This is a genomic window from Streptococcus pseudoporcinus LQ 940-04 (assembly GCF_000188035.1).
In the GTDB taxonomy this organism is placed as follows: domain Bacteria; phylum Bacillota; class Bacilli; order Lactobacillales; family Streptococcaceae; genus Streptococcus; species Streptococcus pseudoporcinus.
Genome location: NZ_AEUY02000005.1, coordinates 1 through 25,095 on the forward strand (window position 1 = coordinate 1; position 25,095 = coordinate 25,095).

Here is a 25,095-nt window from a genome sequence, read left to right on the forward strand (position 1 = left end):
TAGGTCTTGAGTTCATTGTAAGTCTTTCGGTATTAGTTATAAGAACATTGTTTTCAAACTTTGGGTCAATATATGGAGCAATATCCTTGCTCTCTCCCCATCTTGCTGAACCATATTCTTTTCCCTGTCTGAACTTTTTTGCATTTTTGCCTTTGCTGTAGACAATAAATTTAATTAAAGCTGCTACTCCTATGCCTATTAGAATGTCAGTTAGATGAACGCTTGGAATAAAGCTCATGGTGTTAAGCTCTAATATCCCTTGAAAAATTTTGTCTATTAGATCGCCCCCAGTATAGGCTCGTACATGGTGAGAGAAGATATTTCCAACATAGAAAAATGCAAGATAGGGAATGTTCTGCTTTAGAAACTTTGCCTTATCCTGCACCTTAAACAAGCCTTTGATGTCCTTTAGTATTTTGTCTATCATAGGCTCTGCTCCTTTTGCTTATTCTTGATTCTATCTTTAGAAACAGAGTTTTTAGCCATCTCCTTAAACTTCTCAATGTTTTTATGAATAGATTCTTTCCTGTCCGTTTTCTTTTCTGATTCTGAAAGTGCGTGCTTAAATGCTTTGTCCATCACTTTCATATCTTTCGCTTGAAAGAACACTGAGTATTTACCTGATTCTTTATCTTTCATTACCGAAAACTTAACTCCATATCTGTTCAGTTCTTTTTTCAGTTCCTTCAATTCTGTTTCTTCTACTGGTATCTCTTCAAGCTGTCCTTTTTTAACCATATCTTTTAGCTTTACTTCATTCCCTTTACTACCAACGAGCTTTTCGAGTCCACCGATTTTTTCTGATTCTCTCAGTAATTTCCTTATCAAATCCAAAAGTATCTTGCCTGTTACTTTGCCGGCTCTCACTTCCATGTTTAGCGTTTTTCTTGCAATCTCTTCATTAATCAAGTCCTCTCACCTCCGTTCAGTAATCTATCTTTATTGCGAGTTAGCTTATCTCTTTGAATAAACTTTCTGAAATCCTCACCTACAACCATAACGGGAATACACATTTCAATAATTCTTGAATAGATTCTTTGATATTCAACACTGTCCTTGCAGTTTTGAATTGTTTCGTAGGAAAGATTTGTTGTGAAAATTGTTGGTTTCTGTTTTAGGTACCTGCTATTGACAATGTTATATACCTGCTCTTTAGCATAGCTTGTATCCCTTTCAATTCCCAAGTCATCTAAGATAAGAACGGAAGTATTTACAAGAGATTCAATATATGCGTTTTTATCAAAGTCAAAACTGCTTTTTTGAAGTTCATTGATAATCTGTGCAAAATTTCTAATCTTAACGCTTATTTGATACTGTTCAATAAGGCTATTTGCAATGGAGCAGGCAAGATAAGTCTTTCCGCTTCCTACAGAGCCATAAAAGAGAAGTCCGATATTTTCTTTTTTCATTTTCTCATAATCTTCTACAAAATTCTTTGCAATCATGAGGCTTTGATTTTCTTCTCCCTGATAATTTTCAAAGGTATATGACCACTCCCTCATGGAATTGAAGCAGGTTCTTTTTAACCTTTCAATTTCCATCTGTTTTTCTCTTCGTTTCTTTTGTTTCTCTATTTCTCTATCGCATTTACAAGCTACCCTTAATATCATTTTGTTTCCGAAAAATTCCATTACATCACCGTCTTTTCTTTCGTGGCAGAATTTGCAATATACGTGTCCATCTTTGATGTATTCTTTTTCAGAATCATAGGCAAATTCTACATCCTCTATCATTATTTTTCCCAATTCTCTTTTCATAAATGTTCTCCTTTGTTATATTCTTCCCATGTCGGGACATTTGATGTTTTCGCCTGCTTGCTTTTGCCCTGATCTTTATAAAACCAAGAAAGAATCGTCGCTTTATGGTCTTTATAGCTCTTTCCGGTACTCTTGATATATGCAGATAAGCGTTCAATGTAATTATCAAGCTGTGTATTTAGTGTGATTTGTAAATCAGAAATATCTTCATCAGTTAAAAATACATTTTGAAATATTCCAAGTCCGTTTTCACAAAAACTATATTCTCTCTTACTATACTTACTCTTATTATTCTCTATATAGTTAGAGTCAACATTTTTAACTTCCTGAAGTTCATTTTCTTTACTTCTGAGGTCAACATCTTTTACTTCTGAAGTAAAGTTTTTTGACTTCTGAAAGTCATTTCCTTTTACCTGAAATACACTCATAAAGTCTTTTACATAAATGATATTAGGTTTTCCAAGTCCAAGCCTTACTCTTTCAATCAGTCCGATTCCTTTTTTGCTGTCTAATTCGTCCAATGTTTTTATGGCTGTCGGCTTTGAGATATTTCTTCTTCTCATAATTTCTTCAACGGTAAAATAGATAAATACTCTATTTTCTTTGTCTATCCAGTTATTCTTAAAAGATATTCCCGTTCGTTTTAGAAGCATGGAATAAAGGATAATTGCTTCCGCTGACAACCCCTTAAATTCTTCTCCATCAACTAATATCTCCGGTACTTTAAGAAAATTAAATCTCTCTGCTTCTCTGTTATAGAAATAGTCAAAGTCCATCGCTTCACCTCCTCCCTTAAAATTTGCAAAGAAAAAGACGATAGTTTTTCTATCGCCTTTGGTTACCATTTTGATGAAATTTTCTAAATCATAAGAATAGAATCTGTTAAGCCACTTTTTGGGCAATCATTACACCAATCGGTGCAAGACCTCCATATGCCAATTTCATTTCAACTACTGAAAATCCATATTCTTTAATAAAGTCTTCAAATTGATTTTTATTCCATTCTTGATACATCTTAAATCCTAAAATAGACATCAACCTTTTTATAATTTTTCTTTGCTTTCCTTCTTTCCATAGAAAAGTAGGGGCAAACAAAGTGCCGTTAGGTTTTAACACCCTATATATTTCTTTCATCGCCTCATCCGGCTTAGGCATAATATGAAGTGCATTAGCAATTAACACACAATCAAATTTTTCATTTGCAAAAGATAATGCTGTTGCATCGGCTGTTTGAAATGTAAGATTTTTGCATTCCCCACACTTTTTAGCTTCCTGAATCATTTGCTCGGAGAAGTCTGTACCGATCCAACTTTTCGTATGCTTTGAAAGACTAAACGATAATTGTCCTGAGCCACAAGCAAGTTCAAGCACCTCCATGTCTTTATTCAAATGAGGACGAATGTATTCGCAAACTTTATCATATACTCCTTTGTCTTTTTTCATGAAAGGAGCATATAGCTTAGCAAATTTATCCCAAAATTTTTTATTGCTTTCATCAATCATTTCAACGCTCCTTTTAGTATAAAAATAATCCTATCGATCTTTATATTGAGCCTATTTTCTCATTGATACCTTGCAAGAAAGGAATAATAGCTGTTCCTATACCAAGTAGGAATGTCATAAATGCAGAAAATCATATGCTGTCATTCTTTTCTATTAAATCATTTTGAAGTGTCTCAAAGCGTCCATAATGGCTTCTTCTTTTTCAGGTGTACACTGTGGAATAATTTGTTTCTCCTTTTTAGACTTGTTGTAATGTTCTCGTAATTCTATTCCACATTTCCTTTTTATCTGTGCAATATATAATGTCGGAACTTTTAATTCAAATTTATTCCAAACATATTCTTTGATTTGAGCATATGTTGCCTTACTTTCAGCACTTGTCAAATCAAGCTCATCCAGCTCAATTTCAATATTTATATGCTTATCGACATCAAGTTTGGACAAAAGTGCTACCGTCTCCACGTGTGTTGTCCATAGGATAGGAACACAAATTATTAACCTCGTCGCTTGATTGAGGATACAATTTGTTATCAGTTTTCTCATCAACTTCCTTAGCATTTTTTCTTCTACTCTTAAATAATCTTCCGTCCTGAGAATCCTTTTTCCCTGTTTTATATATGATTGTAATCATTGCAGGATCAATTTCTCCTTCATCGTTAGTTCCTCCAATGATGATTTTATCTACTATACTTTCAAATACAGCTCTATCAAATTCCTCAAGGTATTTATTGGACTCAAGTAATTTTTTAAATCCCTCAAGCCTTTTCTTCAATGCTTTTTCATCGGTAAGTGTTACCTCTAAAGTCCTCTTTTCTGCAAGTAGTTTCTCTTTACTAATAGCTATTTCATTATACTTGTCCTGATATATATCCATGCTGATTGACTCATTCAGCCTTAATTCAACAAGATCCTTTTCTTTCTTTAGTATCTTATCAAGTTGATTATTTATCTTCTTCAGATCTTTAGCTAAGCTGTTGTCTTTCAATTCTTCTTCCACAGTTTTAAGGAATTCATTGGTAATTTCCACATTATTATGGCATACCTGACGATAGCTTTCCATGAATGCCTTTTCAATAGCTTCTTCCTCAATTCCTTTGCTATGCGGACAATACTTCTTTCCGTTTTTAGTGGCATTGACACACTGCCATATAACTTTTGTATATTCTGAACTCGAATGCCAATTTCTTCTTGAAAGATTATGACCGCAAAATCCACATTCAAGCATACTGCTAAAAGCATATTTTCTTGAATACTTTTCTCTTTTACCACCATTATTGGCAACAGTATTTCTGTTTTTTGACCTTCTCAATCTAATACCTTGAGCTTTTTCAAAATCTTCTTCTGAAATGATTGGCTCGTGATGGTTTTCTATATAAAACTTATCCTGTTCTCCATAATTGTCCAATCTTCTCTTTGAAATAGGATCAACCGTATAGGTCTTTCCCATCATAAGATCCCCTTTATATTTTTCGTTTTTTATGATTCCTAAAACAGTTGTTTCAGTCCATCTTTTATTTCCTCTTGGCGATAAATATCCTTGTTCTTCCAGTTCTCTGGAAATTACCATACCGCCAACACCTTCAATGTATCTTCTGAAAATATATCTTACAATCTCAGCTTCTTTTTCATTGATAGAAATGCTTTTAGTTTCCGGATCATAGTCATAGCCTAAACACCCTTGAAAGCCGACCATTTCTCCTCTTTCCATCTTCATTCTCAAACCTTTTTTGACATTGGCTGAAATGTTCTCTACTTCCTGTTGAGCAACTGAACTTAAAATTGTTAAAAGCAACTCACCGTCCATTGTTAAGGTGTTTATATTTTCTTCTTCAAAAAAGACTGCAACATTAAATTCTTTCAGCTTTCTTACATACTTTAAGGTATCTAATGTATTTCTCGCAAATCTTGATATAGACTTTGTAATTATCATATCTATATCGCCATTTATACAGTCATTTATCAACCTTTGAAAGTCAATTCTTCGATCAACCTGTGTTCCTGTTATCGCTTCGTCAGCATATATTCCGGCAAGAGTCCACTCGTTATTCTTCTGTATAAATTCTGTGTAGTGTTCTACCTGAGAATTATAGCTGTTAATCTGATCTTCTGTATCCGTACTAACTCTGCAATAAGCTGCCACTCTCTTTATTGAGCGTTCAACACAGCCTGATGCAGTTCTTTTTAGTGTGGTATCACCTTTAATAACTTTTACATCTTTCTTCACTGCATCCGCCTCCTTTTTTGTATCTTTCTATGCAGTCTTATTATACCACACTTGCAAAACATTATAAATATAATTCTGTTGAAATGTTGTACTTTTTCATCAGTTTTAACTTTATCTTCCTGTATTCAATGTCATTTAGTAAATGTTTGGAAAGCAAAATAGATAGCATAGATAATTGGAGGCTATATTTTAGTAATTCGTTATTCATTCGAAACCCTCCTTGTTAAAATTCATTTTTAAGTTTTTTGACATTGGTAGGTGCTTGGCAGCAACATAGGAATCTCACCTCCGCCCCTTATTAAGACGAGCCGGCTTAAACTATTGAAGTATCATTATCACTACTTGTATCACCGAACAGATTGCCACCTCTGTTTTTTATGTATTCTTATTTATCGCTCGCTTTCTTATATCCTTGGCTAACCAGTATTCATTAAACCGAAATTATTCTCAGCAGAAAGGTCATGGCGTAAGTCATAATCCTCCACAAGTAGATAAAGTCCTACCTTGGTCTATTCAGTTGTCAAAGAGCAATATTTGAAAGGGATTGTTTTCTTTACATTTCCCTATTTGCCATAAGCAGGCTATCTCTTATTCAAGAAAGTAAAGGAGGTCAAACTCCCCTTCACTTTACATAAGGAAAATTTGACCCCTTTGGTTACCGAATTTCTAAAGTTCTTCGATGAATTTTTTCAGCTTTTCAAGAATTTTGTTTCTTCTTTTGATTAAAGCCGGATGTGTAATACTTTTGAGCTTTGCCACTGAGCGAACCGTTTCATCATTGAAATACAAGCGTTCAATAATATCTCTTTCTTCAGCATTAAGCCTTGATATAGCATTTCTAACTGCTTCAATCATCATCTGTGTTTCAACAATCTTTTCTACATCAACACTTTCATCAACAATATTATCTACAAAGTGTCCGTCATGATCCAATGATGAAAAAAGAGCAAGTGGTTTTTACTGTCCACCTGCTCCTAAATACTTTTCGTGTTCTCGTTCTCGCCAGTAGACTTTGTATATCTGCTCGCTGACTTTAACCCTTTGTCCGTTGACATAAAGGTAATATTCTTTTGGCATATATGTTTCCTCCATTCTTTTTTTGTCTGCTTGTTTTCAGGCAAAAAAAGGAGGACTCCTGCATCTTGGCATGAGAAGTCCTCTAAAACGAAAGAAACTTGTTCTTTTATAAACACTATTTAATTTTTCAATATAATTTGTAGATTCATTATCTTCTATAAAGCAAACCGAAAAAAGGGAAGAAAATGTTCTTACTATTTTTTATTATTGAATATAAAGATTTCTTCATAATTTCCTCCCTCATTCTTATATCGAACTAATATTCATATATCCTTATATCTAACTAATATTCATATATCAAACCTTTCTAATAGTTTATTTTCACCTTTGGATAATAAGATACTTAACAATTTATCGCTTCTTCTTTTCCAATTTTTCTAAGTCTGCTAAGCATTAAAAACAAGCCGAGCAAAATCATACTAAAATCTACAATAGGTTCAGCCCACCAAACTGCTAATCCTCCAAATACCTTTGGCAATAACAATATCGCCGGAATAAATAAAATCAGTTGTCTAAGCATTACAATCATGCTCGCTTTTTTCCCATCTCCAATAGATTGGAAAAATGTAAGAGTCATAATCATAATTCCATACAGGATAAAGGTAGAATAGAACAATTTAAAGTTCATAACTCCAGCTTCAATTATTTCACTTCTCACATTAAACAATGACAATAATTTTTCGGAGAAAAACATGGATGGTATCCAAGAAATAGCAGCAAGTATTGTTGCCCCATACATGAAAATCTTCATAGTATCTTTTACTCTTTGATATTGTTTTGCTCCAAAATTAGCTCCTATAACAGGCTGTAACCCTTGACTCATTCCCCACAATGGAATAAATGAGAACATATAAAGTCTCATTGTTGCAGACATTAGAATTCCCCAATTATCTCCACCATAAGCGAAAGCCTGTTTGAACAAAAATGTTTGTTGTACTGCAAATAAAATTTGCATCATCATAGCCGAACTTCCTATACTAAACATTTCACTGTAGATTGCCTTGCTCTTTTGAATTTTATGGATACCAACAAAAGCACTTTTCTTTGAAAAATAGTGAAATGTTAATATCGCCTGTACAATTTGAGATATTACAGTTGCAATGGCTGCACCTTCAATTGCATACTCTCCCATCAACTTCATAAAAATAGGATCTAAAATAATATTTAATAAAGCACCTACTCCCATAATCATCATAGATTGCTTCAATGCACCTTCACCACGCATTGTCATATTACCTGCTTGAGCAAAATTCACAAATATTGAACCAAAGAAAACTACTCTTAAATATCTAACTCCAAGTTCTTTAATATTCCCTTTTGCTCCTACCAAGTCAAGAAAATTAGGTGCAAATACCAAGCCTAATACGGTGATTACTATAGAGAATAAAATTACCCAATAACAAAAATTTCCAAATATTTTATCCGTTGTTTCTTTATCTCCCTTTCCAATAGCCCTTGACAAAATCGACGCACTACCAACTCCAATAAGTGCTGATATACCACCATTTATTATTGTTAAAGACATTGATATACTAATGGCAGACATAGCATAATCCCCTATAATCCACCCAGCAAATATTCCATCCATAAATGGATAAAGTCCTATAACAACCATTCCTATAATTCCTGGAATAGCTAATTGAAACAATAAATCTTTAGGACTTTTTGTTAAAAGTTGTGTTTTCATATCTTGTTTTCCCATATGACTTCCTCCTATTGTTTTTAATATTTTTCAGCTTATGATAACTGCCACTTGGTTGCTACTTGTCTTGCTTCAACAAAATTTCTGTAAATACCATCTGTTTGAATTAGTTCTTCGTGTGTTCCTTTTTGCATTATCTTTCCATTAGCCAATACAAGAATTTGATTTGCATTTTTTATAGTTTTTAGCCTATGTGCAATCATAATCACAGTTTTATTTCTCGTAAGTTCCTCCATTGCAAGCTGTAATTTATCCTCATTTTCAGGATCAACATTTGCTGTGGCTTCATCAAAAATAATAATTGGGGCATTTTTTATCATAGCTCTTGCTATTGAAATTCTTTGTTTTTCACCACCTGATAAACTTGCACCACCTTCTCCTATAACAGTTTGGTATTGTTCAGGAAGGTTCATAATAAAATCATGACAGCAAGCCTTTTTAGCAGCATCTACTACTTCTTCATGGGTAGCATTAGGCTTAGCAAACTTTATATTATTTTCTATAGTATCTTGGAACAAATACACATTTTGGAAAACCATACTGATTTGTTTCATCAATGACTCTAAGGAATATTCCTTTATATTATATCCTCCTATACTAATCTTCCCGTTATCTATATCCCAAAACCTTGCAATCAAGTTACAAAATGTGGTTTTTCCAGCTCCTGAAGGTCCGACTATTGCAGTCATTTGGTTTTGTGGTATATCAACAGATATATCATCAAGAATTTTCTTTCCTGAATATGCAAATTCTACATTTTCAAAAGAAATATTAAAATTAGCAGGTTTTATATCTTTTCCTTCAATATCCATTTGTGGAAATTCTTCTAATTTCTTGGTTTGTTCAATAGAGCCACTAACAACTCTAAGGGCAGTTGTCGCACTTCCTGCCAATTTAATTTGTGAAAAAGCAAGAAATGAAATTATGATTGTCATAACTGTATTCAGAAACGAAAGTTCTCCTCTTTGGTAGAAGAAAATACCTGCACCTATGATTAAAATGCTGAACAAATCTAAAAGAATATTTTGAACAATCGTGTAAGGTGTAAACAACTTTTCACAATCAAGATTTGTTTTTCTGGTATTTTCAATAGCACCTCTAACTTTCTCATCACCTTTACCGGTTAAATTAAAGGATTTTATAACAGACATTCCTCCAATCTGTTCTAAAACAGTATCTACTAATTTTGCTGAAGCCATTTGTCGTTTAGGAAGAACCTCTCTTGACTTCTTTTCCATTTTTGACAAAATAACCAAATATAATAGACTTCCGACAGTTACAATAAAACCTATTCTCCATTCAAATATTAAAATCATCAAAGTAAAGATTATAGTATTTATAAATCCCGACAAGGTATTTACCATAACCATCGCAGCCGTATTTTCCACGTCTTCTAAAACGGTTGTAGAAATACCAACGACTTCTCCCCCATTGTTTTCATTAAAAAATCCCATAGGAATTTTTTTGAGCATTTCCCCTATTGAAATTCTTTTATTTGCAACCATAAAATAGCTTGCATGGCATTGTTGTAACTGTGAATAATAATTTGCAATACTTCTGCCTACTATGCTTACAACAAGAAGTATCAAAGCAATCCACGCAGGTGTCATACTCATATCTTTTTCAGCAACAGCTTTAACTATAAAATAAATTGCACTGATTTGAAGCATGTGAAAAATTGCAAACAAGAAACTTACCCATATAGAATGGTATATATTTTTCTTCTCATCACCTGAGAAATCTAAAATTTTTTTTAAAGCACTTAGCATTTTATTTCACCATCCTTTACTCCAATATGAGCATTCCACATTTTTTTATATAGCTCACAATCTTCCATTAACTCGTTATGTTTACCATGTGAAATAAGCTCTCCATTCTCAACAAAAAAGATTTGTTGAACATCTGTTATTGTTGATAACCTGTGTGCAATAACGATAACAGTTTTATTTTGTATCAATTTTGATAGAGCTTCTTTGATAATCACCTCATTCTCCGGATCAATATATGAAGTTGCTTCATCCAATATCACTATCGGGGATTTTTTAAGCATTGCTCTTGCTATTGAGATTCTTTGTCTTTCTCCTCCTGAAATATGGCTACCACTGCTTCCGACAACTGTGTCATAGCCTTTTTCCATATTCATAATAAAATCATGGCAGCCTGACTTCTTTGCAATATTTTCAACTTCTTTATCACTTGCACTTGGATTTCCCATTCGTATGTTTTCCCTAATGCTTTCATTAAAAAGGAAATTGTCTTGAGAAACAAATGCTACTAAGCTATATAACTGTTTAAGAGGAATCTCTTGGAGATTATATCCACCAATTTTTATGCTTCCTGTATTTATGTCCCAATATCCTGCTATCAGTTTTGCCAAAGTTGACTTTCCACTACCGCTCGGTCCAACAAAAGCTACCGTTGTCCCTTCTTCTATGTTTAACGACACTCCATGAAGAATTTCCTTTCCTTCTTCATATCCAAACTTCACATCTTGCAGGGCAATATCATATTTGTTTATTTTCACATCAACATTGGAATGAATTTGCTCTTTTCCTTCTAAAATTGAATTAATGGAATTTGCAATAGTTCCTATCTTTGCAAGACCATCAACAAAATTCATCGTTTCAAGTAAAGGTCCTGCAATTCCTAACGACAAAATAATAACTACTATAAATGTTTCTATACTCAAGCTTCCATTGATGTAAAAATACCAGCCAACCGGAAGGATTGTTATCATTGTAGTAGGCGATATATTTTTTGATAAAGACACAGGAAGTTGACAGCTTCTCATCCATTCATAGAAATACTTTGCATTTGCAATAACCTTATCTTTATATTTTGCATATGACCTTTTATCCTGATTGAAGGTTTTGATCACTTCTATTCCGTTAACATACTCCACAATTGCCGAGTTCATTTCACGACTAACTTTTACAGATCCTTCATACTGAGCAGCGTAGTTTTTCATCACAAGTCCCATGAAAAACATTCCTAAAGGAATAGAAACTAATGACAATAACGCCATTCTCCAGTCAAGAAATAACAAATATATGAATATACTCAAAGAGCCTAATATATTGGATGTCATTTCAGGTAATAAGTGTGCAAGAGGTTTCTCCATACTTTCGACCTGATCGACTATAATTTGCTTTAAATTACCGCTTGGAATATTTATTATTTCTCCCAATGGCATCTTTGGAAGTTTATCAAGCATTCTTAAACGAATATCTTTTAGTACACTAAAAGTCGCTTTATGAGATACTGATAATGCCAAAGAATATAAAATTGATTTCAAAGCATATGATAGCAAGCTTATGCCAAGCCACATAAGATAAACCTTGCTGTCTTCAATTCCATTCACTAAATAAACTAAAATGCGACTTGCCGCAATGTATGGAACAATCCCCGCTAAAACACCAATACTCGCTATAAATACTGATGTCTTTAATTTTGGATGTTCATCATGTGCAAGCTCCCACAATATTGCAGTAGGACTTTTTTCTTTCATTTCAACACCTCCATAGTTCTATCTATTTACATTTCATTTCAAAAATTCATATATTGCACCATCGCATTGTTTTATAAATTCAAAATCATGCGTGATTATAATAATAGTTTTTCCTTGCTCTACCATTTGATTTAAAAATCCAATCAAAATATCCATTTGCATTTTGCAAAGTCCACTCGTTGGCTCATCAAACACTATGATTGGTTTTTGACTTACCATAGACATAGCAAGCAACAATCTCTGTTTTTCACCACCTGATAACGAACTTGGGTGCATTTCTTTTTTATTAAATAAATGTACCTTTCTTAAGGCTTCATTTTTCAAATTATCCTGTTTTGTAACTGTTCCAATTTCCTGCCATACAGATTCTGTGAAAAGTTGATAATTAACATCTTGCATGACTGCAAAGATATTCTCGTACCGTTTTTTGAGCTTTTCTCCCTTATAAAAAACTTCTCCCTTGCCTTTTATAGTTCCCATAAGTAAATTGATAAAAGTACTTTTCCCAACACCGTTTTGTCCAATAATGAAATTTATCCCGGTATTAAAAGAAACACTAAAATCAAAAATTGTATTCTTATCGTATGTTTTTTTGAAATGTAGACATGTTATTGATTCATTAACAAAGTTTGATGGAGTATTTTTTTGTAACATATCTACTTTTTCATATTGTCTATTTAAGAAATCACTCTTAAAAATTTCATTGAAATTTCTTAAATTATGTTTTTCTGAAACTCTTACAAAGAAATCATCACTAAAATATTCTTTCGTGTATTCTTTAAAAGTTTTATTTTCTATTACACACAGCTTGTCTACAATGTCTTTCAAATAAAATAATCTATGCTCGACAATGATTATGATTTTATTTCTTTTTTTTAGCTCGATAATAGCTCTTTTTAAGTTCTTAATTGATTCATAATCCAAAGATGAAGATGGTTCATCTAAAAGAATAATTTCATTTTCTGAAATTCCACTAGCAGTTATAGCAATTAACTGCTTCTCTCCACCGGACAGTTCAAAAATATTCTTGTCTAACAAATCTTTACTACCTAAAACATCTGAATAATAGTGTATTTTATCTAAAATTAAATTTCTTTCTATACATCTATTTTCTAATTGAAAAGCCAATTCATCTGTGGAATTGATACAATAAAACTGTGTTTTAGGATTTTGAAACACTGTAGATATAAACTTGGATCGTTCTAATATACTCATCCCTAATAAAGATTTGTCCTTGTATAAAACATCTCCTTTTACATCTCCACAATCATATTCGGGAATAATGCCGTTTATTACTTTTAACAAACTACTTTTCCCCGTACCTGAGTGTCCCGTTATAACAGTTACCTCTCCGGGTTTGAAATTTAGATTTACATTTTCTAATATGCTTTCTCCATCAAACTTTAATACTAAATTTTGTAAACTAAGCATACTTACCCCTTATATATAAATAGATTGCCCATACCATTATCACAAAAAATATGCAATCAATGCCACCAATGCGTGATTCACTAATACTTGTTCGCTTTTTGATTAACAGCTAACCCTTTTGTCATTGCGGATACTGTTAAATCATCTGCCGTCTTAGACAAACACATCAATAGTGGCACTAATCTATATTCAAATAATAGAATTGGATTTTTTATTAACTTTTTAAGCGTTAGTCCTCTCAAACGCATAGCTTTTTTTATCTGGCTATAATCAATCCTTGCGGCATAAAAGAAACGAACCATCACAGTCAATGGTATTGCTATTTCATCGGGACATTTCATTTTTTTCAATGAATAAATACTTTCCCCTACATTTGATGTGAGTATGGTATATTTCCCCATTAAAAATGCGGGAAGTATTTTCTTAACAACCATTACTAATATCAGTAAAATCGCTACCAAGGGACTGTATTCTAATTTCATTAAAAATCTATCAGCACCATAAACGAACACAAGAGTAGCCATCCCAATAATAGCTACTCTTGTATGTTTTGTATTTATTAAAAGCACTATCGGAATTACGGATATTATAAGGGCTTGCAAGAAATACTTTACTTGAATATTGCCTAAAACCATCACATATGAAAGAACTATTGTCATAAAAAGTTTTGTACGAAAATCAAGTTTGATTGTCATCCTTAACTCCTTATGAATCCTTATTTTTCCATACCAGCCTTTTTAAAATGTTTTTTTAGGAAAGCCATACCTATACTACAACCAATATATGCTCCTATAATTCCACCTATTGCCATTACGACAATAATCCAATTCGGCATTACACTAAGCATCTTATCAATAAATTCTTGGTTATATCCTTGCTCTAACATCTGCTTGACATATTCATTTCTTGATATAAAAATTGGCAACCAATTTCCTAATGTGCAAAGTGGAGCAATAGAAAATGCTAATCTTGCCTTATTAACATCCGTATATTCTCCTGATTTCAAAATAACTTCAGCAATAATACCAGCAATAACAGCGGTCAATAATGCCCAAGGTCCATGTCCCATAGCAACATATACTAATGCAATAAGTAATGATTGAATAAACACCATTCCTCTTTTTTTAATCTTTGTGGAATACAGCATATTTACAGGTCCTACTAAAACTCCCTGTGCAAATGGAACAACCGGCATTAAAACTGGAACCATTCCTAAAAATGATCCAATCATCATAAATACAAAACCTAATACAGAAAATAATCCTATGTTGATTAAATCCTTTACTTCTAATCGTTTACTCATTTTAAACCTCCCTATCTCTTGTCAATATCAACAATGTAATTTACCATTGTTTCTTTTATATATTTTTTATGTTGTGAAAAAGAATTTCTTGCACAGAGAACTTCAGAACTTAATATCATCGCATTGATATAATTCACTAAAAAACCGTCACCAAATATATCTGCCTTAATTCCAAGCTGCTTGGCGATTAAACTTAGCTCATTAGTCGTATTAAGTTTCAATTCTTGATACAATTTTTCCAAATCCTGATTATATTTTTTTGCTTGTAAAAGGAGTGTATACAATCTCATCAATTCTGTATCAGCCAGCGACTTATCAACCAAAATATCACCCATTTGCTGATATTTATCTTTTCCTCGATTGTTTTTTAAATACTCATTTATCAAGTTGTTTCTATAATCATTACCATCAAGCATTAAGTCTTTAAACATTTCGTTTGTATTACCATAATGATGATAGACACCTCCTCTACTCATTCCTACCTCTGTGATAACATCTTCCATTGTTGTAAGTTGAAACCCTTTATTTAGAAAGCATTTCTTTGCAGCTTCTCGAATCTCTTTTTTTCTAATTTGTCCAACTTTTTGTTTTTCTTCTTTCAAAATAAAGACCTCATTTCATATCGTAATAAAAACCGACACTACTGTCGAATTTTATTTATCATAAATGATAGTTAATGTCAACTAACTTTTAAGTTGAATAACAATCTTCTTTATAGCTTTGACTTTCAGCAAATTTTATTGTAAAATTATCTAAAAGTTAATAGATGCTTAACGCTTGCTACCCTAATCATTCTTTTGTAGCAAGCACAGTAAGTGTACGGACACTTACGAAAAAAATTGATGAAGCAGCCCTCTGGGATCTGCTTCTTTTTTTATCAATTTTTTAACTTGTTAGGGTGTACCCTAAGACCCCGAAATACATTCAAAGGAGGATTTACCTATGGCAAATAGAACACGAAATGAAAGACTTGAAATTAAATTAACTGAAGAAGAAAAGGCTCTTTTTGAGGAGAAAAGAAAACTTGCGAAATGCAAAAATATGAGCCATTTCATTCGCAAGTGCGTTTTAGAAAAGGAAATATATCAAGTGGATTTAGAACCCTTTAGAGATTTACAAGGCTTGCTTTCCAATGCTACAAACAACATCAATCAGATTGCAAAGCGTGTAAATTCTACCGGAATAATCTACAAAGACGATATAAACGATATGAAAAAGCAGATTGAATATTTCTCAAAAGAGTTGTGGCAAATACATTCTCTGCTTCTTAACAGAACTTCCGGAGGTGATTAAATTTTATGGCTATTACAAAAATACATCCTATAAAATCAACACTTAATCTCGCCATTTCATATATTGTTAATGGAGAAAAAACGGACGAGCAAATCTTAGTAAGCACTCATAAATGCCATCAGGAAACTGCTCATACTCAATTTATAAGAACACGAAATGATGCGGGAACAAACGGAACTGTTCTTGCAAGACACCTCATTCAATCCTTTTTACCCGGAGAAGCAAGTCCTGAAATGGCACATCAGATCGGTCTTGAACTATGTAAAAAGATATTAAAGGATGAGTACGAATTTGTCTTATCTACCCATATAGATAAAGGGCATATCCACAATCACATCATATTCAATAATGTCAATATGGTTACTGGTAAGTGCTATCAATCCAACAAAAGAAGTTACCACCAAATCAGGTATCAGAGCGATAAGTTATGTAAAGAAAATAACCTATCTGTGATTGATGAGTTCTACGAGAGCTATAAGAGAAAGTACAAAACAAATGGAAAGTCATGGTATGAAAATGAGCAATCTAAGAAAGGTACTTCTTGGAAAAGCAGGCTTCAATTTGATATTGATCGTCTGATAAAACAGTCTAAGGATTGGGAAGAATTCCTAAAGAAGATGGCTGAACTTGGTTATGAAATAAAACATGGCAAACACATTGCCTTTAAGCCAAAAGATAAGCAGAGATTTACAAGGGCTAAGACGATTGGTGAAGATTATACCGAAGAAAGATTAAAAGAGCGTATTACAGAAAATCAATCTATTAAAGCCCCACCTGTCAAAAAACGAATCGGAAATATCATCAATATGAGTACCAATGCCAAAGTGAAAGAGAGCAAAGGCTATGAATATTGGGCAACAAAACATAACTTAAATACAATGGCTGAGTCAGTTGTTTTCATCAGGGAACATGGCATTAAATCCGTTAAGCAGCTTGATGAATACATTAGGAAAAGTGCTGAAGAAAGACAAGGTTTACAAGATAAAATCAAAGAAATTGATAAGGAAATGCAGCTACTTTCTGATACGATGGAACAAGTTCATACCGTTAAAAAGTATCGAGCCTATTACAAGGAATATAAGGCAAATCCATCGGACAAGGCATTTTATGAAGAATACAAATCGCAAATCACGCTCTATGAAACTGCTCTTTCCAAGCTGAAAAGCTCCTATTCTAAACTTCCAAATTCAAAGAATATTTTAGATAGACTTGATAAACTGCAAGAAAAAAAGAATATCCTCATGAAAGAGTATTCTTCCTCAAAATCTACTATGGACGAGCTTTATCAAATACGAAAGAACTATGGAATTTACATGGGCAAGGAGATGGAGAGATAGTGTTCTCTCCTCTTTTTAAATTCCTAAATTTATTTTCATAACTATTTTTTACGAACTCTCATTTTCTTTAGTATTCTATATGAAATAAAACAGCAACCAATATTTACGATTATGCTAATCAGCAATTCCATAACCGGTGTTTTATATAGTCCCGATAAAACGAATACAGATGATATTAGATATATGGCCCTTACAACTTCCTTTGAGGCAAAGAAAATTCCTATAAAGGAGTATATTTCAGCGATAATCAGAGCTATCCAGTAGCTTCTTTTTACAAGTCCAATAAATGCAATAATTGGAGATATTGCCATAAAAACACCTATTCCAGTTAATACATATACAGCAAAATAATGAACTACTTCACTCATGTTTACCGCATTTAAATGCAATACCGCTTCTACAATTAAAGATACCATAAACAATATTAGATAAACAAAAATGCTACCCAACAGAGTAATTATCATTTTTGCAGTAATCATATTCCTCTCATCTATCGGTATTAGCTTCAATGATTTGAGTACATCTTCTTGTTCTTCACGGCAAATAATATATCCTCCAAACAACGCTATCAAACTTGGCAATACATAATATGTTGTTAAAGACTGCACCTGTAAAATATACCACAAATGTATCTATATACTTTTTGTCACCAAATGAAAATTGTCCTTGAAGAAACACAACCCCTAACGTCATTATGAGTGCGAATACAAGCAAAAAAATCAATTTTGATCTGTGAAGTTTTTTATATTCAGCTAATACAAGCGTCTTCATTATGATAGTACCCTCTTTACTGGACAAACCAGTAAGGAGGGTACATATCAAATGCTCACAGCCTTTTTCTTATATACTCTTGAAAGTATTATCTGAGTTTTCGTTTATTGTTTTAAAACCACTTTTTATTGCAAATAAAACTCCTGCAATCATAAATACAAATACTATTAATAGAGGGACATAATTCATATTTGTTATCAAACCTTTTATTGCAAATGCTAATTCATAGTTGCTCCTGTAGGCTCTTAATACAATTCCAATAATGAACATAAAGATATAGGCTAAGAAAATATTTTTAAACAATATTTTCCCCTCTCCGAAAACCATATTTTCAACTTGTTTTTCTGTCATACCTGCTGTTGATAGAAGTTTAAAGTCATTGGCTCTCGCTCTAAGGTTTCCTTTAAAGCTATTATAGGCATTGGACAGAGCGATGGTTATAAGAATGATTTGGATGCCAAGATTTAATAGTTTTTCATTTCTTGTTTGTTCTTTATTCATAGCAGCTTTTATAATTTCTGTAGAAGTGCCATGATCTGATTTTGGAACATAGCTCGAAATCACTTTTTCGGCATCTTCAAATACTCTTTCTTTGTTTTTATCGGCTTTAATTTTTACAAAGTAATAATAAACTGGGTTGCCTTTATAGATTCCATATTCATCAATAAATTTTTTCATGGTACTTTCACTTGTAAAGAAAGATATTTGATTGTCATTATAAGCTTCTAGATTATAAGGCATTTCATCGATACTTGAATCTATTTTTATAGGCATGGACTTACCATCTGCATTATATTTTAAAGTAACTTTTCCTGTATCCTTATCAGAAATTTTTATATATTCATTTAAAGAATAAGGACTTCTACTATCTTTTGCAATTTTATTTAGTAGTAAATACTTTGCATTCGAAATATTATTTTCATTTAAAAGTTTTTCGAAATCCTCATCTTTTAAGGCATATATATTGGAATATAATTTATCTTCCGGTATTTTACCGCTATTTAAAGCTTCATTTAAATCCTTAGAAATAAAGTCCTCATTTTCACCAACGTAAAATTTTGTATCAACTCTTTGGTATACATGCAATTGGTCTATGCCTTCAACTTCTTCTATATCATGAACAAAGTTTTTATCCAAAAAATCACCTACATAAATACTAGATTCAAAATTGTAAGGACTTTTATAAGAATTATATTTTTCATTTAAAGCTCTATATGACTGGTCAACTAAAACTGTAGTCAGTACCAAGGCAGACAGAGCCATGGAAATTACAACAATTCGATAGGTTGAACGATAAGACCTGTAATAATCTTTTGCTAAAGTCTTTTCTATTGGTCCATTTATTTTTGATTTTCCTAATTTAATATTTTTTTCTGTAATACCATTTAAACCTTCGATAACATTTATCTTCGCACTTTTCTTGGCAGGGATCAATGCTGAAAAATAAACCATTATCAAGGATAACAAAATAATTATTAAAATAGATATAGGGCTTGGAAATATGAAATGGAAATCCATAGATTTTACACTTTGACCTAAAATATTTGATATGTTTTGATAAGATTTTGTATTATTAAGCCACATCAAATATAAGAGCAGATTTGCAGAAGCCAAAGATAAGATTGTTCCCAAGGCTATTGGTAAGGTTGAAAGTTTAAATGCTTTCTTTCGAATTAATTGCTTTACCTGCTTATCTGTCATCCCAGTGCTTTTTAATAGAGCAATTTCCTTTAAATCCCTATTGTTCCATACATTAAAAGCCCCATAAATGATAAATGCAAAAAGTAGACAAAGAAAGAAGGCTGCTCCATATTGTTCTAAAGCTGAGTTTACAACACTTTTTGGCGGAATGATTCCTTTTGGATAGACCATTTTATATTCTAAGATATCTTTATTATAAAATACTCTACCAATATCTAGGGCATGGTTCTCATCAATATTCATTTCTGATAAAATTTCCCTAGTCTTTGTATAGGTATCTCTTATATTTTTATACCAAATTTCTGCTTCGGTACCAACATTTTTTTCAAACAAGACTTTTTTATCATCACTTTTAGATAAACCTACAAGCATAGCCTCTTCAAATGAATAGCTAAAATCTTCATAAGTACCAACTATTTTATAAGTTTTATCACGAACAGTTATTTCAGAACCCAAATCATATTCTTTATTTTTTATCAAAAATATCTCTGGAACTAAAAGTTCATTTGCTTTTTCTGGCTTTTTTCCTTCCTTAATATCATAACGTAAAAGGCTTTCAGGATCTCCATTTTCATATATAACTGCATTTAAGTCTGTTTTTATTACTTTATTGAAAGAAACTTTTTCTATATCTTTATCGTTTTTTAATTTATCATAAAAACCTTGGTCAATTCCACTTATATTCACATGATAATCTCCAAAAGTTTTCTTTACATACTCATACTTGTCAGTTTTTAACGAGTTGAAGATAAAAATTACAGTTCCTAGTAAAATTACTGCCAAAAGTATGGAAATTTTAATAGCAAAACTGTCTTTCTTATTATTTTTTACAGCTCCATCAGCTAGGTCATTAATAATTTTCATAAGTTTCATCTCCTAAGAAATTTAACCTACCATCTACCATTCTATAGACCTTATCACAAGAATTTGCTACTTTTTCATCATGAGTTATTATCATAATTGTAGAATTTAATCTCTTATTTACAAGTCTGAAAAGTCCTGTGATTTCTTCAGAATTTTTTCTATCGAGATTTCCTGTAGGTTCATCTGCTAGAATGATGGCAGGTCTTGTAATAAGACTTCTAGCAATAGCGACTCTTTGTTGCTCTCCACCGGATAATTGTTTTGGATACCTATCAAGCTTTCCTTCTATTCCTAGTATCGATAAAATTTCCTTTAAATATTCTTCATCTGCCTTTTTATTGTCTAACAAAAGAGGAAGTAAAATATTTTTTCGAACGTTGATGTTTGGAATCAAATTAAAAAATTGATATACTACGCCTATATTCCTTCTGCGGAATACTGTCATTTCATCTTTGTTAAACTTGGTAATATTTTTATCTTGAATAAATATATCACCACTTGTTGGTTTATCAACTCCTGCTAATAGATGAAGCAAGGTAGACTTTCCTGACCCGCTATCTCCAATAATGGCGACAAGATCTCCTTTTTCTAGTTCAAAATTCACATTTGATAGAGCGTGTACTTCTACTCCACTATTGTAAGTTTTTGTTAAATCTACTGTTTTTACAATATTCATATTTAGTCCTCCTTATCTTTCTTAGATTATATTAGACTTAAGTGACTGGAAAGTGACTAGAAAAAAAAGACTGTGCTTTATTTACACAGCCATAATTAAATCAGTTATAAAATCTCATTTCAAAGGTATTTGATTTCTTCCCCTTATGATATAAAAGCTCTCCATTTTGTCTTTCCATAACAGATTTTGCCATAGGAAGCCCAATCCCATAACCTTTTGAATTCGGATCCAGCTTATAAAAACGTTTAAAAACTTTTTCTAACATTTCACGATCCAAACCTTTAGAAAAATCTTCCACAAAAATACTCTTATATAAGTTCGTTTCTTTTAAGTGAATTTCTATATGTCTACCCTCTGTAGCTTCTATGCCATTTTTCATCACATTGAAAAGTGCTTCATAGGTCCATTTCTTATCGCATATAAGATAAAAGTCTTCTCCATCAAGAGAAATTTCAATATTATCATTAATAAAATAATCTTGCAGGTTTCGTATGATATCTTCAATTAACTCTCTAGCTGATATTCTGTCTTTTGCCATTTCTATTGTTCCAGAATCAAGGGCTGCCAATTTTAATAAAATGTCAGATAAGTTATGGAGTCTAAGTAAATTATCTCTAAGTCTTTCTATATATTCTTCTGAAACATTATCAATTTCGTCTTCTAATAGGTCTAACAATAATAGTGATCCAGTCAACGGAGTTTTTATTTGATGGGCAATATCTTCAGTATATTCTCTTAAAGTTTCCTTGTTTTTCTCTGCATTTTCAGCTATTCTCTTATTCTCTATAATAATTTTAATAATCTCATCTCTGAGTTTACCAAATTCATCGTCTATAATTTCGTAATTATCTGAATCAATATCAAGCGAATGGAGTAGTTTAAATATATTATTAATCTTATCCTCAAGAGCTTTTTCTTTTTTCTTTTCAATTTTTGAAATAACTATAAATAGAATTATATTTATAAGTAAAAAACCAATAAGTGTTAGAATATCAAATCTTGGATTAAGATAAATTACAAACAAAGACATTACTACATTTAAAATTAAGGCAAGTAAAATATTTTTGCTTTTATTCATTGTCCCACCTATATCCTATCCCTCTAAGAGTTTTTATATGACTGCCATAATCTCCAAGTTTAGATCTGAGTCTTTTTATGGTGACAGTAAGGGTATTGTCATTTACTTCATAAAAATCATAACCCCAAACATAATCTAAAATTCGCTCTCTTAGTAGATTTATATTTTGGTTTTCTAAAAGCATCTCCAATATAGCAAACTCTTTTAAGTTAAGGTCTAAATCTTTTCCATCTATCGAAGCTTGTTTTGAAATTAGATCTAAAGATAAATTTTCAAAAGTCAGCTCATTCACTTTTTTAATTTTTCTACTAAAAATAGCATAAAAATCTAGTTATCCGCATAAAAACTGGACTTATCACACTTTATCAAGGTCAAAACCACTCAATTTACTACTAATTTACTACTTATGAATGAGCTTTGATACGACGATTTATCCTTGAAAAGTGAAGATATAAAGATACTTCCAATAAAATTTGAATATTTAATAGGTAGACACTTCAAAAAATGAGGTGTCTATTTTTTTACCCGATTTTGAAAGGAAGTGAACTTATGAAAACAAAAAATCAAGAATCAAAAGGTCGTTCCCCACTCTTTAAGACCATCAAACATTCATTCAGCCAATAAAAAAGAAAGGATAGGTAAAAATATGGAACTTAAATTTGTGATTCCCAACATGGAAAAAACATTCGGCAATTTAGAATTTGCTGGCGAGGATAAAGTCGTTCAGCGAAGAATCAACGGACGGCTAACTGTCTTATCAAGAAGCTATAATCTCTATTCTGATGTTCAAAGAGCAGATGATATTGTGGTGGTGCTTCCTGCTGAAGCTGGCGAAAAACATTTCGGCTTTGAGGAACGTGTGAAGTTAGTCAATCCACGTATTACCGCAGAGGGCTACAAAATCGGCACTCGTGGTTTTACAAATTACCTTTTACATGCTGACGACATGATAAAAGAATAAAGAAAGAGAGGAAAAATGATGAGATTAGCAAATGGCATTGTATTAGATAAAGACACGACTTTTGGAGAATTGAAATTCTCTGCTCTACGTCGTGAAGTGAGAATCCAAAATGAAGACGGGTCGGTTTCAGATGAAATCAAGGAACGTACCTATGACTTAAAATCCAAAGGACAAGGACGCATGATTCAAGTAAGTATTCCTGCCAGCGTGCCTTTGAAAGAGTTTGATTATAACGCACGGGTGGAACTTATCAATCCCATTGCGGACACCGTTGCTACTGCCACCTATCAAGGAGCAGATGTTGACTGGTATATCAAGGCAGACGATATTGTGCTGACAAAGGATTCTAGTTCATTCAAAGCTCAACCACAAGCAAAGAAAGAACCGACACAAGACAAATAGTCGCTAGGTAGAAAGGAGACTTTTTCGCATGAAACAGCGTGGTAAAAGGATTCGCCCATCTGGTAAAGATTTAGTCTTTCATTTTACGATAGCGTCACTCCTGCCTGTTTTCCTGCTGGTTGTCGGACTGTTTCATGTGAAGACAATCCAGCAGATCAACTGGCAGGATTTTAACCTATCACAAGCAGATAAGATTGACATTCCCTATTTAATTATCAGTTTCAGTGTCGCAATTCTTATCTGCTTGCTGGTAGCGTTTGTATTCAAACGGGTTCGCTATGATACGGTTAAACAACTTTACCACCGTCAAAAACTGGCAAAGATGATACTTGAAAACAAGTGGTATGAATCTGAACAGGTCAAAACAGAGGGTTTCTTTAAAGATAGTGCTGGTCGTACAAAGGAAAAGATAACCTACTTCCCTAAAATGTATTATCGACTTAAAAATGGCTTGATACAGATACGGGTGGAAATCACGCTGGGAAAATATCAAGACCAACTCTTACACTTGGAAAAGAAATTAGAGAGTGGCTTGTACTGTGAGCTGACGGATAAAGAGTTAAAGGATTCCTATGTGGAATATACTTTGCTCTATGACACCATAGCCAGTCGTATTTCTATTGATGAAGTAGAAGCTAAAGATGGTAAACTTCGCTTAATGAAAAACGTATGGTGGGAATATGATAAGCTCCCTCATATGTTGATTGCTGGTGGTACAGGTGGCGGTAAAACTTACTTTATACTGACACTGATTGAAGCCTTGCTTCATACAGATTCAAAACTGTATATTCTTGACCCGAAAAATGCTGATCTTGCGGACTTAGGTTCTGTGATGGCAAATGTCTACTATAGAAAAGAAGACTTGCTTTCTTGCATTGAAACATTCTATGAAGAAATGATGAAACGTAGTGAGGAAATGAAGCAGATGAAGAACTATAAGACTGGCAAAAATTATGCTTACTTAGGTCTCCCGGCACACTTCTTAATCTTTGATGAATACGTCGCTTTCATGGAAATGCTGGGAACAAAAGAAAACACCGCAGTTATGAATAAGCTGAAACAGATTGTCATGTTAGGTCGTCAAGCTGGCTTCTTTCTAATACTGGCTTGTCAACGTCCAGACGCAAAATATTTAGGCGACGGAATCCGTGATCAGTTTAATTTCAGAGTGGCTTTAGGTCGTATGTCTGAAATGGGCTATGGCATGATGTTTGGCAGTGACGTACAAAAGGATTTCTTCTTAAAGCGAATCAAAGGTCGTGGCTATGTTGATGTAGGAACAAGTGTCATATCAGAGTTTTATACTCCCCTTGTACCAAAAGGATATGATTTCTTGGAGGAAATTAAAAAGTTATCCAACAGCAGACAGTCCACGCAGGCGACGTGCGAAGCGGAAGTCGCAGGTGTGGACTGATCTTGCTGGCTGGTGTGGCAATAGCCACGCCAGCACTTAACCCCCCGTATCTAACAGGGGGGTACAAATCGACAGGAAACAGTCAAAAAAACA

General features: G+C 32.8%; 21 protein-coding genes and 4 pseudogenes. 5 read left to right on the forward strand and 20 right to left on the reverse strand.

All coding sequences use genetic code 11. The features are described 5' to 3' along the window. The 15 genes and pseudogenes from STRPS_RS01475 to STRPS_RS01550 all read right to left on the reverse strand — a co-directional run. Positions 1-427: pseudogene (locus STRPS_RS01475) on the reverse strand (VirD4-like conjugal transfer protein, CD1115 family); the annotation flags it as partial. Further along, entirely contained in the window at positions 424-909 is a 486-nt protein-coding gene (locus STRPS_RS01480) for a PcfB family protein (RefSeq protein WP_007895175.1), read from the reverse strand. The pseudogene STRPS_RS01475 and the gene STRPS_RS01480, both read right to left, overlap by 4 nt. Further along, on the reverse strand, positions 906-1,757 hold the full coding sequence (locus STRPS_RS01485) for an ATP-binding protein (RefSeq protein ID WP_007895243.1): 852 nt from the start codon (positions 1,755-1,757) through the stop codon (positions 906-908). Before STRPS_RS01485 ends, STRPS_RS01480 begins: the two co-directional genes overlap by 4 nt. After that, a complete protein-coding gene (locus STRPS_RS01490; RefSeq protein ID WP_037598976.1) occupies positions 1,754-2,533 on the reverse strand; it encodes a replication initiator protein A in 780 nt (259 codons plus the stop codon). The genes STRPS_RS01485 and STRPS_RS01490 overlap by 4 nt, the downstream gene beginning before the upstream one ends. Positions 2,534-2,639: 106 nt before the next feature. After that, on the reverse strand, positions 2,640-3,260 hold the full coding sequence (locus STRPS_RS01495) for a class I SAM-dependent methyltransferase (RefSeq protein ID WP_007895229.1): 621 nt from the start codon (positions 3,258-3,260) through the stop codon (positions 2,640-2,642). A 153-nt stretch (positions 3,261-3,413) separates the two neighbouring features. Beyond that, positions 3,414-3,731 (reverse strand): annotated as a pseudogene (locus tag STRPS_RS01500) (23S rRNA (uracil(1939)-C(5))-methyltransferase RlmD); the annotation flags it as partial. Next, a complete protein-coding gene (locus STRPS_RS01505) occupies positions 3,691-5,484 on the reverse strand; it encodes a recombinase family protein (RefSeq protein ID WP_007896252.1) in 1,794 nt (597 codons plus the stop codon). The pseudogene STRPS_RS01500 and the gene STRPS_RS01505, both read right to left, overlap by 41 nt. A gap of 666 nt (positions 5,485-6,150) precedes the next feature. Next, positions 6,151-6,561: pseudogene (locus tag STRPS_RS01515) on the reverse strand (sigma-70 RNA polymerase sigma factor region 4 domain-containing protein). Between the two features lie 343 nt (positions 6,562-6,904). After that, positions 6,905-8,263 carry an MATE family efflux transporter gene (locus STRPS_RS01520; RefSeq protein WP_002989491.1) on the reverse strand — a complete coding sequence of 453 codons (1,359 nt, stop codon included), beginning with the start codon at positions 8,261-8,263 and terminating at the stop codon, positions 6,905-6,907. A gap of 35 nt (positions 8,264-8,298) precedes the next feature. Next, the gene (locus STRPS_RS01525; RefSeq protein ID WP_007896127.1) at positions 8,299-10,032 is read right to left on the reverse strand and encodes an ABC transporter ATP-binding protein; all 1,734 of its coding nucleotides are present in this window, start codon (positions 10,030-10,032) and stop codon (positions 8,299-8,301) included. Further along, positions 10,026-11,771, reverse strand: coding sequence for an ABC transporter ATP-binding protein (locus STRPS_RS01530; protein WP_007895173.1), 1,746 nt, complete (start codon positions 11,769-11,771; stop codon positions 10,026-10,028). The genes STRPS_RS01525 and STRPS_RS01530 overlap by 7 nt, the downstream gene beginning before the upstream one ends. 33 nt (positions 11,772-11,804) lie before the next feature. Next, complete coding sequence (locus STRPS_RS01535; protein ID WP_007895192.1) at positions 11,805-13,202, reverse strand: ATP-binding cassette domain-containing protein; 1,398 nt, start codon at positions 13,200-13,202, stop codon at positions 11,805-11,807. An 80-nt stretch (positions 13,203-13,282) separates the two neighbouring features. After that, entirely contained in the window at positions 13,283-13,897 is a 615-nt protein-coding gene (locus tag STRPS_RS01540) for an energy-coupling factor transporter transmembrane component T (protein WP_007896495.1), read from the reverse strand. A 20-nt stretch (positions 13,898-13,917) separates the two neighbouring features. Beyond that, on the reverse strand, positions 13,918-14,505 hold the full coding sequence (locus STRPS_RS01545) for an MptD family putative ECF transporter S component (protein ID WP_007896325.1): 588 nt from the start codon (positions 14,503-14,505) through the stop codon (positions 13,918-13,920). Between the two features lie 11 nt (positions 14,506-14,516). Next, positions 14,517-15,107 (reverse strand): TetR/AcrR family transcriptional regulator, encoded by a 591-nt coding sequence (locus STRPS_RS01550; protein ID WP_002989371.1) that lies wholly within the window; start codon positions 15,105-15,107, stop codon positions 14,517-14,519. Between the two features lie 340 nt (positions 15,108-15,447). Here STRPS_RS01550 and STRPS_RS01555 point away from each other — a divergent pair, with 340 nt between their 5' ends. Together STRPS_RS01555 and STRPS_RS01560 are read left to right on the forward strand one after the other, a co-directional pair. Next, the gene (locus STRPS_RS01555) at positions 15,448-15,798 is read left to right on the forward strand and encodes a plasmid mobilization protein (RefSeq protein WP_000013643.1); all 351 of its coding nucleotides are present in this window, start codon (positions 15,448-15,450) and stop codon (positions 15,796-15,798) included. Between the two features lie 5 nt (positions 15,799-15,803). Beyond that, positions 15,804-17,135 (forward strand): relaxase/mobilization nuclease domain-containing protein, encoded by a 1,332-nt coding sequence (locus STRPS_RS01560; RefSeq protein ID WP_007896471.1) that lies wholly within the window; start codon positions 15,804-15,806, stop codon positions 17,133-17,135. Positions 17,136-17,176: 41 nt separating this feature from the next. Here the strand turns inward: STRPS_RS01560 and STRPS_RS01565 are convergent, their stop codons facing one another. The 5 genes and pseudogenes from STRPS_RS01565 to STRPS_RS01585 form a co-directional block, all read right to left on the reverse strand. Further along, positions 17,177-17,761: an ABC transporter permease gene (locus STRPS_RS01565; protein WP_007896416.1), complete on the reverse strand. Its 585-nt coding sequence runs from the start codon at positions 17,759-17,761 to the stop codon at positions 17,177-17,179. Positions 17,762-17,975: 214 nt separating this feature from the next. Continuing rightward, positions 17,976-20,471, reverse strand: a complete 2,496-nt coding sequence (locus STRPS_RS01570) for an FtsX-like permease family protein (RefSeq protein WP_007896358.1) — start codon at positions 20,469-20,471, stop codon at positions 17,976-17,978. Beyond that, complete coding sequence (locus STRPS_RS01575) at positions 20,458-21,147, reverse strand: ABC transporter ATP-binding protein (protein WP_007894576.1); 690 nt, start codon at positions 21,145-21,147, stop codon at positions 20,458-20,460. Before STRPS_RS01575 ends, STRPS_RS01570 begins: the two co-directional genes overlap by 14 nt. Positions 21,148-21,247: 100 nt before the next feature. Beyond that, positions 21,248-22,225 carry a sensor histidine kinase gene (locus STRPS_RS01580; protein WP_007896182.1) on the reverse strand — a complete coding sequence of 326 codons (978 nt, stop codon included), beginning with the start codon at positions 22,223-22,225 and terminating at the stop codon, positions 21,248-21,250. Further along, positions 22,218-22,541, reverse strand: a pseudogene (locus STRPS_RS01585) (winged helix-turn-helix domain-containing protein); the annotation flags it as partial. The gene STRPS_RS01580 and the pseudogene STRPS_RS01585, both read right to left, overlap by 8 nt. A 330-nt stretch (positions 22,542-22,871) precedes the next feature. On the opposite strand from STRPS_RS01585, the gene STRPS_RS01590 reads away from it, so the two are divergent. Genes STRPS_RS01590 through STRPS_RS01600 form a run of 3 tightly spaced genes read left to right on the forward strand, consistent with a single transcriptional unit; the run spans position 22,872 to position 25,002 of the window. After that, on the forward strand, positions 22,872-23,186 hold the full coding sequence (locus STRPS_RS01590; protein WP_000420682.1) for a YdcP family protein: 315 nt from the start codon (positions 22,872-22,874) through the stop codon (positions 23,184-23,186). 15 nt (positions 23,187-23,201) lie between these two features. Further along, positions 23,202-23,588, forward strand: coding sequence for a YdcP family protein (locus STRPS_RS01595; RefSeq protein WP_000985015.1), 387 nt, complete (start codon positions 23,202-23,204; stop codon positions 23,586-23,588). Positions 23,589-23,616: 28 nt separating this feature from the next. Next, positions 23,617-25,002 carry an FtsK/SpoIIIE domain-containing protein gene (locus STRPS_RS01600; RefSeq protein ID WP_000813488.1) on the forward strand — a complete coding sequence of 462 codons (1,386 nt, stop codon included), beginning with the start codon at positions 23,617-23,619 and terminating at the stop codon, positions 25,000-25,002. Positions 25,003-25,095 lie beyond the last annotated feature (93 nt).

Coding starts and splice junctions, on each gene's coding strand:
- STRPS_RS01520 (WP_002989491.1), bottom strand. CDS start 8,263: ATGGGAAAACAAGATATGAAAACACAACTTTTAACAAAAAGTCCTAAA.
- STRPS_RS01530 (WP_007895173.1), bottom strand. CDS start 11,771: ATGAAAGAAAAAAGTCCTACTGCAATATTGTGGGAGCTTGCACATGAT.
- STRPS_RS01485 (WP_007895243.1), bottom strand. CDS start 1,757: ATGAAAAGAGAATTGGGAAAAATAATGATAGAGGATGTAGAATTTGCC.
- STRPS_RS01495 (WP_007895229.1), bottom strand. CDS start 3,260: ATGATTGATGAAAGCAATAAAAAATTTTGGGATAAATTTGCTAAGCTA.
- STRPS_RS01595 (WP_000985015.1), top strand. CDS start 23,202: ATGATGAGATTAGCAAATGGCATTGTATTAGATAAAGACACGACTTTT.
- STRPS_RS01525 (WP_007896127.1), bottom strand. CDS start 10,032: ATGCTAAGTGCTTTAAAAAAAATTTTAGATTTCTCAGGTGATGAGAAG.
- STRPS_RS01560 (WP_007896471.1), top strand. CDS start 15,804: ATGGCTATTACAAAAATACATCCTATAAAATCAACACTTAATCTCGCC.
- STRPS_RS01570 (WP_007896358.1), bottom strand. CDS start 20,471: ATGAAAATTATTAATGACCTAGCTGATGGAGCTGTAAAAAATAATAAG.
- STRPS_RS01535 (WP_007895192.1), bottom strand. CDS start 13,202: ATGCTTAGTTTACAAAATTTAGTATTAAAGTTTGATGGAGAAAGCATA.
- STRPS_RS01590 (WP_000420682.1), top strand. CDS start 22,872: ATGGAACTTAAATTTGTGATTCCCAACATGGAAAAAACATTCGGCAAT.
- STRPS_RS01555 (WP_000013643.1), top strand. CDS start 15,448: ATGGCAAATAGAACACGAAATGAAAGACTTGAAATTAAATTAACTGAA.
- STRPS_RS01545 (WP_007896325.1), bottom strand. CDS start 14,505: ATGAGTAAACGATTAGAAGTAAAGGATTTAATCAACATAGGATTATTT.
- STRPS_RS01540 (WP_007896495.1), bottom strand. CDS start 13,897: ATGACAATCAAACTTGATTTTCGTACAAAACTTTTTATGACAATAGTT.
- STRPS_RS01575 (WP_007894576.1), bottom strand. CDS start 21,147: ATGAATATTGTAAAAACAGTAGATTTAACAAAAACTTACAATAGTGGA.
- STRPS_RS01600 (WP_000813488.1), top strand. CDS start 23,617: ATGAAACAGCGTGGTAAAAGGATTCGCCCATCTGGTAAAGATTTAGTC.
- STRPS_RS01580 (WP_007896182.1), bottom strand. CDS start 22,225: ATGAATAAAAGCAAAAATATTTTACTTGCCTTAATTTTAAATGTAGTA.
- STRPS_RS01490 (WP_037598976.1), bottom strand. CDS start 2,533: ATGGACTTTGACTATTTCTATAACAGAGAAGCAGAGAGATTTAATTTT.